Annotated in this window: 9 protein-coding genes; 6 read left to right on the top strand and 3 right to left on the bottom strand. The window is 61.8% G+C overall.

All coding sequences use genetic code 11. From position 1 onward, the window contains the following. Together VL598_RS12485 and norR are read right to left on the bottom strand one after the other, a co-directional pair. The coding region (locus tag VL598_RS12485; protein ID WP_325327037.1) for a methyl-accepting chemotaxis protein at positions 1–1,523 on the bottom strand (1,523 nt) is incomplete at its 3' end. A 458-nt stretch (positions 1,524–1,981) separates the two neighbouring features. Then, positions 1,982–3,553, bottom strand: coding sequence for a nitric oxide reductase transcriptional regulator NorR (gene norR / locus VL598_RS12490; protein WP_325327038.1), 1,572 nt, complete (start codon positions 3,551–3,553; stop codon positions 1,982–1,984). A 167-nt stretch (positions 3,554–3,720) separates the two neighbouring features. Here norR and hmpA point away from each other — a divergent pair, with 167 nt between their 5' ends. From hmpA to VL598_RS12505, 3 genes are all read left to right on the top strand, one after another. Continuing rightward, positions 3,721–4,902 (top strand): NO-inducible flavohemoprotein, encoded by a 1,182-nt coding sequence (gene hmpA / locus VL598_RS12495; protein WP_325327039.1) that lies wholly within the window; start codon positions 3,721–3,723, stop codon positions 4,900–4,902. A gap of 146 nt (positions 4,903–5,048) precedes the next feature. Then, positions 5,049–6,212, top strand: a complete 1,164-nt coding sequence (locus tag VL598_RS12500) for an HPP family protein (RefSeq protein WP_325327045.1) — start codon at positions 5,049–5,051, stop codon at positions 6,210–6,212. 222 nt (positions 6,213–6,434) lie between these two features. Next, the gene (locus VL598_RS12505; RefSeq protein WP_325327040.1) at positions 6,435–7,568 is read left to right on the top strand and encodes a DSD1 family PLP-dependent enzyme; all 1,134 of its coding nucleotides are present in this window, start codon (positions 6,435–6,437) and stop codon (positions 7,566–7,568) included. Between the two features lie 60 nt (positions 7,569–7,628). On the opposite strand, the gene VL598_RS12510 is transcribed toward VL598_RS12505, so the two are convergent. Beyond that, positions 7,629–8,258 carry a TetR/AcrR family transcriptional regulator gene (locus VL598_RS12510; RefSeq protein WP_325327041.1) on the bottom strand — a complete coding sequence of 210 codons (630 nt, stop codon included), beginning with the start codon at positions 8,256–8,258 and terminating at the stop codon, positions 7,629–7,631. Positions 8,259–8,410: 152 nt separating this feature from the next. Here VL598_RS12510 and VL598_RS12515 point away from each other — a divergent pair, with 152 nt between their 5' ends. The 3 genes from VL598_RS12515 to ruvC form a co-directional block, all read left to right on the top strand. Continuing rightward, complete coding sequence (locus VL598_RS12515; RefSeq protein ID WP_325327042.1) at positions 8,411–9,532, top strand: alkene reductase; 1,122 nt, start codon at positions 8,411–8,413, stop codon at positions 9,530–9,532. A gap of 37 nt (positions 9,533–9,569) precedes the next feature. Then, positions 9,570–9,971, top strand: a complete 402-nt coding sequence (locus VL598_RS12520; RefSeq protein ID WP_325327043.1) for a nuclear transport factor 2 family protein — start codon at positions 9,570–9,572, stop codon at positions 9,969–9,971. Between the two features lie 107 nt (positions 9,972–10,078). Beyond that, positions 10,079–10,447: crossover junction endodeoxyribonuclease RuvC (gene ruvC / locus VL598_RS12525; RefSeq protein ID WP_325327044.1), on the top strand; the 369-nt coding region annotated here is incomplete at its 3' end.

The raw sequence follows: 10,447 nt of genomic DNA on the forward strand, positions 1-10,447 counted from the left end.
GCATCACGTAAGACACCAGCCTGATCAGCCAACGACTGCGCCGCCGCGGACGCCTCCTCGACCAGCGCAGCGTTTTGCTGCGTGACTTTGTCCATCTGCACCACGGCTTGATTCACCTGCTCGATGCCGCTCTGTTGTTCATTAGAGGCGGCCGTGATTTCGCCCATCAGATCGGTGACGCGCTGCACGGCCTGCACCACTTCGTTGATCGTCTGGCCCGCTACATTCACCTGCGTTGCGCCCGAGTTGACCTGCTCCACCGACGCATTGATCAGTTCCTTGATTTCCTTTGCTGCACCGGCGCTTCGCTGTGCCAGTGTTCGCACCTCTGCTGCCACCACGGCAAAGCCTCGCCCCTGCTCACCTGCGCGCGCCGCTTCGACAGCCGCATTCAGTGCAAGGATGTTCGTCTGGAAAGCAATGCTTTCGATGACGTTGATGATTTCCGCGACCTTCGCAGACCCGGCGGAAATCTCCTGCATCGAGTGAACGACACGCCCAACCATTTCTCCTCCACGTACCGCGATTTGCGATGCATTGATGGCGAGGGCATTACCTTGCTTTGCGTTTTCAGCGTTCTGACGCACCGTCGCCGTCAGCTCTTCCATACTCGAAGCGGTTTCTTCGAGCGACGCGGCCTGTTCCTCGGTTCGAGAACTGAGATCGGTATTGCCGGTTGCAATTTGCGCTGAGCCTGTCGCGATACTTTCGCTGCTCATGCGCACCCGTCCGATCAGGTCCCCGAGGTTCCTGTTCATTTGCATGAGTGCACCGAGCAATTGGGCAGTCTCGTCACGACCGGCCACATCGACATGCGACGTCAGATCGCCTCGGGCAACGGTCTCGGCAATGGACACCGCATTGCGCAGCGGCCCCGTGATCGATCGGGTGATCAGTAGGGCAACACCGACGCCAAACAACGCTGCGACGGCAATCAATATGCCCGTCGCGATGAGCGCGGTGCTGTAAGTGGAAGCTGCGTTGGCACGGGCCTTAGCGGCCCCTTGAGCGTTGAGATGGACATCTTGCGCGAGCACGTCAAGCGCTGCGGCGGATGTCGTGGCCGCAGCGCCATTTGCCAGTGATCGGGCTTGGGCGGCAGCGCCATCGTTATTGGCCTCGGATAGTTCGAGGATCTGCTTGTCGGGAGCGATGAAGTCGGTCCAATTCTGCCGAATGCGCTGTGCGAGTTCTGTTTCTTCGGGAGACGAGATCAGCTTTTGATACGACTGCAATGCGGTTTCGAGATTGGCCACTGCCGCGTCGTGCTGGGTGCGCTGTGACTGCCTCGCCTTAGGATCGGATTCAATCAGCAATCGCAGCTCCGTACGGCGCACTGTATTAACGTCTGCGCGCATGTCGCTCAACGACTGAACTTTGGCCAGCCAGGTGTCCGCAATATCCACCGTCCTGTCGTTGATACGAGACGCCTGACTAATAGCAAAGCCTCCGACGAGGCAAATCAACACCACCAATACTCCGAAACCAGCTCCAAGCCGAGTGCTGATTTTGACGCTGTTCATGCTTGCTTTCATTCTCGATCCCGTGAGTAACTACAGCTAAGGGCAGACAGACTGCTTCGGCCTGTACCCTACCGTTCCCACGTGAAAAATCGGCGCGTAGTCGTCGCAGAGGACAAGCATTATTTTGATTAACGGCACCAAACTTTAAAAGTTCAGTTGAGCGTGATGATCAATCGACTCGACTCGATGCGTTGTTTCAATTGCCTGAAACGTGGAAATTTAAATTTCTGTATATAAATCCATCGATGTGATAAACCGCCACCCCGATCTCAATCAAATCGGGCAGAAGCAGAAGCTGACCATTGAGCTCAGCGCGTAAGCGCCTCTGACAACGACGCGCATCAGCACGGCTATCGCACCCACGGGCTCTCGAACCGTGAGCAGGTTCGCTTCGGCCCCTATCCAATGGCGTGCCGATGATCGCCAATAACACCGTCGTCAGCGACGCCAGTTGGATGTCACTTCAACCCGAGTCGCTTCGCCAAACGGCCGAGGTTCGCCCGATCCAGGCCGAGCGCGCGCGCGGCAGACGCCAAGTTGTTCCCGTGCAAAGCCAGTGTTTCGCTGACGAGCCTGCGCTCGAACTCGGTCACGGCGCCCCGCAAACCGCCGGGAAGCGCATCGGGTGCCGGTTGGGCCACCGTTGCATCTCGTCGGTCTGTGGGAGCTCGATCATGCGCAAGTTCGAGTTCGAGGCCGAGATCCTCGGCAGTCAGCGTCAAGATGCGTGGCCGCTCACGCTGGCTCGCCAACGCTCTCATTGCGCTGCGGCCGATCAGGTGCTCGAGTTCGCGGACATTGCCGGGCCAGCGATACGCGAGCAACGCGGCCTGCGCATCGGCTGCGAGCCGCAGCGTGGACAAGCCGAGCCGTGCACGATTTTCCTCAAGGAAGAAGCCTGCGATCAAGAGCACGTCGCGCCCGCGCTCGCGCAGCGGTGGAACGGACAACGGGTACACGCTGAGCCGATGGTAGAAATCGGCGCGGTAGCGTCCGATGCGGACTTCCTCCGCGAGATCGCGATTGGTCGCGGCGATGACGCGCACATCGACCCGATGCTCATCGTCGGACCCGATACGTTGCAACTGCCCGTTTTGCAGCACCCGCAGCAGCTTCGCCTGAACCGGCAGCGCCAACTCGCCCACCTCGTCAAGAAACAGCGTGCCGCCGTGGGCCAGTTCGAACTTGCCGCGTCGATCGCCGAGCGCCCCGGAAAACGCGCCGCGCACATGGCCGAATAGTTCGCTCTCGATCAGCGTGTCCGGCAGCGCGGCGCAATTCAGGCTGATCAGCGGCTTGCCCGCCCGCGGCGAGCGCTCATGAATCGCGCGCGCCACCAGATCCTTGCCAACGCCTGTCTCCCCCGTAATCAGCACAGTCAGGTCGCTGTGCGCCACCGCTTCGATCTCATCGAGCAAGCGCCGGTGCGGCACGCTCTGCCCGATCAGTTCGCGGCGCGCAGGCTCCCCCGCCTGCCGATACGCTTCCGCGCGCTGCCGTTCCTGCTCGGAGCTGCGTGCGAGCACGCCGATGCGCTCAGTCACTTGCACGGTGGCCGCAGCCAGGCTCGCGAAGGCACGCAGTGACGCCATGTCGAAATGGTCGAAGCGCGCCGGGTCCAGCGCGTCGAGCGTCAGCAAGCCCCACGGCTTGCCGCCAAGCTGCAAGACGCACCCCATGCAATCGTGCACCTTGAGCTGAGCGGGATGCCCCTCCACGAGCCCGTCGTACGGGTCAGGCAAGCTCGAGTCGGCCGGAAAGCGCGTCGGCTCCTCGACGTTTGCCAACAGCATGGCGAAGCGCGGATGCTCGCTGACACGGAAACGGCGTCCCAGTGTGTCGCCGCTTAGACCGGCGATCGCGAGCGGTACCAGCGTGTCTCCGTCCAGGCGTAGCAGCGCGGCAGCGTCGCTCGGAAAAAGCGTACGCAGTGCGTCGAGCAAGCGCCTATAGCGTTCGGCATCCGGCAACTCGCACGACAGGTCTTCGACCAGTGGAATAAGCGCATCCAGCAGCGTTCTTGCAGTCATATTGACTCGATTAGGGTCAAAATGACTCCGGTCAAATCGACTCCATATTTTCGTAGCTCGTTGATTATACGTAAATATTTCCTAGGCACGGAAGTTGTATCAGGAACCCCGCTCCTGCGAAGGCTTCTGCTTGTCGCAGGCCGTCTTCACCCTCAAGCCAGGTCACCATGCTTTCCAACGAACACCGCGAAATCGTCAAAGCCACCATCCCGCTGCTCGAGAGCGGCGGCGAAGCGTTGATCACCCACTTCTACAAGTCGATGCTCGATGAGCATCCGGAAGTCCGGCCGCTTTTCAACCAGACGAACCAGGCGAGCGGCGCGCAACCGCGCGCGCTTGCCAACGCCGTGTTGATGTATGCGCGCCACATCGATCGTCTCGGCGAGCTCGGCGGCCTGGTCGAGCAAATCGTCAGCAAGCACGTCGCGCTGCAAATTCTGCCGGAGCATTATCCGATCGTGGGGCGCTGCCTGCTGCGCGCGATCCGCGAAGTGCTCGGTGCGGAAATCGCGACCGATGCGGTACTCGCGGCGTGGGGTGCCGCCTATCAGCAGTTGGCCGACATCCTGATTGGCATCGAGGAAGCCCGCTATGCCGAGCGGGCGCAAGCGCCGGGCGGCTGGCGTGGCGGACGGCTCTTTCGCGTCGCGCGCAAGATCGCGGAAAGCGACGAGATCACATCGTTCCATCTGCGCCCAGCGGACGGCGGTGCGCTGCTTGCGTTCGAGCCAGGCCAGTACATCGGCTTGCGTGTCGTCGTCGACGGCGAAGCGCTGCAGCGCAACTATTCGTTGTCGGCCGCGCCCCAGGGCGACGAATACCGGATCAGCGTCAAGCGCGAGGCGGGTGGCACAGTGTCGAACTATTTGCACGACCGGCTGCAAGAGAACGATACGCTCGAGCTATTCCCGCCGTCCGGCCATTTCACCTTGGCAGCCAGCGATAAACCGCTGGTGCTGATCAGCGGCGGCGTCGGCATTACGCCCACGCTCGCGATGCTGCAAGCAGCGCTCAAAACGCAGCGTCCGGTGCATTTCATTCATGCGGCGCGCCACGGCGGCGTGCATGCGTTCCGCGCGTGGGTCGATGAAATGGCGGAGCGGCATCCCCAACTGAAGCGCTATTACTGCTATGCGGAACGCCGCGATGAGGATCCGGCGGCCGACGCGATTGGCCTCATCGATAAGCAGCAACTCGAACAATGGCTGCCCGCGTCGCGCGATATCGATGCCTACTTCCTCGGGCCTCTTCCGTTCATGAAGGCAATCAAGCGCTACCTGACAGAGCTCGGCGTGCCGCAAGCGCAAAGCCGCTATGAGTTCTTCGGCCCGGCAGCCGCGCTCGAGTGAATCGCAGAGCGAATCGTTCTCTTTGACTGCCCTGGTGGAGCAGGCGCCGACGCACATCGGCGCCTGCATTTGAAATTTTCATGACCCACCACCGGGGTATCAGCCTCGTTCGGCGTAACGAGGCCCAATGCTTTCTTTCCGCTCACATGTCGCGCTCGGCCATTTCTCGCTGGCTTCTCAGCTTCGTCCCCGGCCCCATAACCGTCAGATGGCCGGAGCGCTTTCGAGCGTGTCTTGGCGCGCTGCTGGGCATCGCGTTCACCGGAGGGGCCACGCACCTTTTGCTTGGGCCGTCCGTGGGCATTCCCCTGTTGGTCGCGCCCATGGGCGCATCTGCCGTGCTGCTCTTCGGGGTACCGGCAAGCCCGCTTGCGCAGCCGTGGGCCATCGTCGGCGGCAACCTGATCGCGGCGGTCATCGGCGTTGCGTGCGCGAGTTGGTTTGCGTCCCCTGTCATTGCCGGCGCGATTGCCGTAGCCGTCGCAATCTGCGCCATGTTTGCGCTGCGATGCGTGCATCCGCCCTCAGGCGCGGTCGCGCTGACGGCGGTGCTGGGCGGACCCGCGATTCACGCAATGGGCTACCGCTTCGTTCTCGCACCCGTTGCCATCCAGACAGCCGCGCTCGTCGTGGCCGCGATCGTTTTCCATGCCGTTACGGGACATCGTTACCCGCATGCCGGGCGCCAGAGCGCAGACAAGGGTGCGGCTCCCGCCGCGACGTCGTTGGGTTTCACACACGCCGACCTCGAGGCAGTACTGCGCAGGCGCAGCGAGTTATTGGACATCGATCCAGCCGATCTCGAATCGCTGCTGCGGGAAACACAGCTGCAAGCCTATGCTCGCAGCTTCAGCGAGCTGACCTGCGCAGATATCATGTCGCGGCTTCCGATTGCGGTATCGACGACCACAAAAGCCAAAGTCGCAAGGGACGTTCTCGAGCGACTCGGCGTAACGGCACTTGCAGTCACTGACGAGACGAGCCGTGTCGTCGGCATCGTGACGCGGAAAGATCTTGTGATCAAGGGGCCTGCTCGAAAGCCTGGCGCACTGGCGGACTATTGGCGGAGGCTTTTTTCGGGGCACTCGGCACTCTCCACGGATACAGTAGGCGCCTTGATGACCACTGATGTTTTCACGGCCGACCTGACCCAACGGATCGTCGAGCTCGTGCCGGTTTTCACGAATCATGGGCATCACCTTATCCCGGTGCTGGATGCGAGCCGGCGGCTCGTCGGGATGATCACACAGCTGGACCTGATCTCGGGTTTGTATCGCCAGACGCACACCCCGAGAAAACTCGTCGAATAAGTACGCTCGCCGTAAGTGCGAAAGGCTTCGAAGCCGCCGCTTGGTGCTTTATGACGCCGGACACGTCGGCGAAATTGAGGCGAACGTGGAAAGCGCTACGAAAAACGCGTCACCCGTACTTGCCTCCACGAGGGGTACTCCGTTCAACGCGAGAAGCAGTTGTCGGGCTGAGCGCCGCCCTTTCGTTGTAGACTCGCTCGTCTCCCTTCGTCCGCACACGCCATGAACGCAAACCAATACCTGATTGGAGTCCCCGGCAGCCGGCAGTCGCTCGACACACCCGCATTGCTCATCGAGCTGCCCGCATTGAAGCGCAACATCGCCCGTATGGCCGAGTTGGCGGCGAGCCGAGGCATCGGGCTGCGCCCCCACGCAAAAAGCCACAAGTCGGTTGAAATCGCCCGAGCACAAATCGAAGCGGGGGCGATCGGCGTCTCGTGCGCGACGCTCGGCGAAGCGCAAGTCATGGTCGAAGCCGGCATTCCCGGCGTGCTCGTGACTTCGCCCGTCGTCGGTGCCAACAAGGTTCGGCGGCTCGTCGAACTGGCTCGCCAAGCCGGGCCTGGGCGACTCATGGTCGTGGTCGATCACCCGAACAACGTCGAAGCGCTCGCGAGTGAGGCCGCGGGCCTCGGCTATCGGCTACCGGTTCTCGTCGATTACCACTCGGGCTATCACCGTACGGGGGTCGCGGATGCGGAGTCGGCCGTCGACCTGGCGCGCAAGATCGCAAGCACTGACACGCTGGTACTGCGGGGCTTACAAGCCTACGGAGGGAATGTGCAGCACATCGGCGATCGTCGGCAGCGAGAGGAAGCCGCGGCTGGTCTCCGGCGAAATGCGGCGGCTGTCGTGGCCGCCATCGAAGCCGCCGGAATGCAAGTGGACATCGTCACCGGCGTCGGCACGGGCACGCACGATTTCGACTCGTCCGCGCGCGTCTTCACGGAGATGCAGCCTGGCTCCTATCTTTTCATGGACTCGGCCTACCTCGACGCACTGACCGATGCATCACATGCGGCGCCGTTCGAAACATCGCTCTTCGTGCAAAGCACGGTCGTGAGCGTCAATGCGAAAGACTGGGTGACTGTCGACGCAGGTATCAAGAGTCTTGCGACAGACAGTGGAAAGCCGCTCGCTGCGCGCGGCATTGCTGGAGCGTCGCAGTACGAGTTCTTCGGCGACGAGCACGGCAAACTGATCGGCGATCCCGCACATCGGCCATCGCTTGGCGAGCGCATCGAATTCGTCACGTCTCACTGCGATCCCACCGTTAATCTGCACAGCTTCTACCACGTCGTCGATGGCGATACGCTCGTCGATATCTGGCCCATTCAAGCGCGAGGACGGCTCTAGCCAACGGCTCAAACATACCGCGCCGATGTGCGCGGTAATCAGTTCACGGCATACGATACTTCAGCGCTCGCCCTCTCCCGCGTCGAGCGCAAAATTCCTGAGCACCCCCTGACGCGTCGCGTTCAGCATTTCCTCGGCGAGTTGGGGGTTCGCGCCGGCCACCGCCCGCGACAGGATGAGCGCACCCACCATCTCGCAGAAGAACGCGATTGCCTCTCGGCGCGCTTCTACCTGATCCCCACTTTCAGCGCGCTGCTGCGCGACGAGCCCTGTCAACGTTTCGATCATCGTCTCGAGGCCGCTCGCAAAATGCGATTGCGCCTCCTGCCCGAGGCGGCGCACGTCCGCGGTAAGGCCCGCCACCGCGCAACCGTGCTCGATATCGCTGCAATGCGTGCCGGACAGGTAAAAGTCCACCTGCCGCCTTAGACGGTTCCCGCCCGGCTCCATCGGCGCATCAACGGCGTCCTTCAGGTCGCGGTTGGCCTTGTGCATCGCATTCGCCACAACTTCAGCGGCAAGCGCTTCCTTCGATTCGAAGTGGTTGTAAAACCCTCCCTGGGTAAAACCTGCCGCCTTCATCAACGCGCTCAGGCCCACACCATCGATTCCATGCTCACGGAACAACTTCTCCGAAGCCGCGATGATGGCTTTTCGGTTCTCCACCGCCTGCTGTTTTGAGACGCCCATCGCTTAATGCTCCCCGCATACGTGGGCTCAATTATAGTCGTCTTTGAAAAAAACAATGGCGATCGACATTGACATTTTCAACCTTATCTACGAAGCTCAATGTCAATCACCATCGTGATTGAGTGAGCCCCTCCATTTCGTAGGAAAAATCCATGAACATCGAAAGCAACCAGCCCTTGCTCAAGCCCATTCGAGTTGGGGACCTCAATTTGCCCAACCGCGTCGTCATGGCCTCGCTCACGCGCATGCGCGCGGCGAATCCCGAGCTGGTGCCGACCCAGCTGCACGCCGAGTACTACGCGCAGCGCGCTTCGGCTGGATTGATTCTCAGCGAAGGCGTTTTCGTGAGCCCGGAGGCAGTCGGCTGGGCAAACGTGCCCGGACTCTGGAGCGAAGCGCAGGTGCGTGGCTGGAGCGTGGTGACGGACGCTGTGCACCGCGCGGGTGGCCGGATCGTCGCGCAGCTGTGGCACACCGGTTCGTTGGGGCATCCGGACTTCCTCGCCGGCAAGACGCCGCTATCCGCTTCGGCCGTCAACCCCGAGCAGCAGAGCGTGACCGCAAGCGGCCACAAGCCCACTGTGGTCCCACGCCCGATGGACAAGGACGACATCCGCCGCACGGTCGCCGATTTCGGCCGGGCTGCACGCAACGCGATTGCGGCCGGCTTTGACGGTGTGCAGATCCAAGGCGGCTATCACTACCTGTTCAATCAGTTCCTCAACGTCCGCACCAATCTGCGTACCGACGAATATGGCGGCTCGAGGGAGAACCGCGCACGCTTCCTGCTGGAGGTTGTGGAAACGGTGGTCGAAGCAATCGGCGCGCACCGCACCGGAATCAAGACGGGACCCACAACGTCGGAGACGGGTGCGTTCGTGTCCACGGACGAAACGCTCGCCACCTCGGAATATGTGATTGGCCGGCTCAACGATTTCTCGCTCTCCCATCTGCTGCTGATGGGCGCCATGTCCGACTTGTCGGCGACGCCGCTGGCGACGTTGGCGGGAAACGGCATGTTCCGCCATTTCCGCAAGCTCTATCGCGGCAACCTCATCGCGAACGTCGAGATCGATCGTGCACGCGGTAATCGGCTCATCGAATCAGGACTGGTCGATATGGTCGCCTTCGGTCGCCCGTTCATTGCGAATCCGGATCTGCCGACGCGCTTGGCCATCGATGCGCCGCTGGCCGTTGTCGACTGGCCGAAGGTCTATGGATCGGCAGCCGAGGGCTACACCGACTACCCTGCCTTTCAGGCTCTGCCGGCGTGATGCATCGCTTTGCTACTCGCCTCTCGGGAGAATCATCATGACCCACCCCACCGAAGCCGCCAACAAGGCCTTCGTGCTCAAAGCGTTCGACACGCTCTTCAATCGACGCGACTATGCCGCCGCCGAACGCTTCTGGTCGCCGGACTATATCCAGCACAGCGCGCATATCGCACCGGGGCGCGACGGTCTCTTCGACCTGATCAAGAGCCTGCCGCCGACGCTGCGATACGAACCCGGCGTAATCGTGGCGGACGGCGATTACGTGATCGTTCACGGACGCTTTTCAGGCCACGGACGCCCCGTCGCATGGATCGCCGCCGACATCTTGCGGATTGCGGACGGCGTGCTCACCGAGCATTGGGACGTGCTGCAGGACGAGGCCACCGAGGCCGAATCGAAAAGCGGCCTGCCGATGTTCGGCAATCGCTTTGCGAACTAATGGCACTAATGGCGCTAGTGGCCTTGCGTTCGCGTGGACAACGACGAGCGGTCGCGGCAAGCGGCCGTTCGTTGTAGTATCGCAGGCACTTTGTTCGCCATCCTTTCATGAGAATTCTCGGCATTGACCCAGGCTTGCGCGTCACCGGTTTCGGCATCATCGAGCAAACAGGCCAGCAGCTCACTTACATCACGAGCGGCGTGATCCGAACCGCCGATGCCGATCTCCCTTCCCGGCTCGGCACAATCTTCGACGGCATCTCTACGCTGGTCCGCGAGCATGCGCCCCATCAGTCGGCCATCGAAAAAGTCTTCGTCAACGTCAATCCGCAGTCGACGCTGCTGCTCGGTCAGGCGCGCGGTGCCGCCATCTGCGGCCTCGTCTCGGGCGGTGTGCCCGTTGCCGAGTACACGGCGCTGCAACTGAAACAGGCCGTCGTCGGCTATGGGCGCGCCACGAAGGAGCAAATGCAGCAG

The organism is Trinickia sp. (assembly GCF_035492435.1).
Taxonomy (GTDB): domain Bacteria; phylum Pseudomonadota; class Gammaproteobacteria; order Burkholderiales; family Burkholderiaceae; genus Trinickia.